This window comes from Clostridium sp. ATCC 25772, assembly GCF_001573875.1.
Classification (GTDB): domain Bacteria; phylum Bacillota; class Clostridia; order Clostridiales; family Clostridiaceae; genus Clostridium_J; species Clostridium_J senegalense.
The window spans coordinates 1-717 of sequence record NZ_LFRG01000144.1; the positions used below are offsets into that span (position 1 = coordinate 1).

Annotated in this window: 1 protein-coding gene; it reads right to left on the bottom strand. The window is 25.0% G+C overall.

Features of this window, described 5'->3' with window-relative positions:
• Positions 1 to 717: hypothetical protein (locus AZI32_RS18640; RefSeq protein WP_345968971.1), on the bottom strand; the 717-nt coding region annotated here is incomplete at both ends.

Here is a 717-nt window from a genome sequence, read left to right on the forward strand (position 1 = left end):
TATTAAAAATACTGTATATAACTATTCCGCATATTAAACTTATAACTAATACACTCAATATATTATCTAAACTAATATTGTTTGCATCATTTGAAATTGATATAAAATCTTCTTGAATCCCTATATTGTCTTTATTTATATTAGCTTTTTTTGCAAGTTCTAAAGAGTAATTTTGTATATCTATTTTCTCATTAAAAGCTACTCCAACTTCTAAATGTTCACTTCCCTTCTGAAGAGGTAAGTACATTTGCATTTTAGCTACTTGCTTTTCAGTAGGTCTATCTTTTATAATTCCTACTAACTTAAATTTCTCATCTTTTACATTTTTGTTTATATCTTCAATATTAAGCTTTATATTTTGATTTAATGTAGGCTGTATTCCTAAGTTTTTTAAAACCCATTCTTCAGCTACTATTTCATTTTTTTCTTTTGGGAGCCTTCCTTTTTCAAGCTTTGAATTTGATATTATATAATCATCATTACAATTTAACATTATTACAGATTGTTTTTCTTTATCTGTTGTAATTCCATGAAAATTAAAAGCACCTACATTTTCTACATCATTAGATTTTTCAATTTTTTCTAACTGATTGTAATCTAAGTCCTTGAATGTTGTATGATATATTCCCGTATTGTATTTCATTGTTTGTAGTTCATTCATTTTTTCTGTTTTTGTTAAAGTTAATACTCCAACTATCATACCTACTGATAAAATGA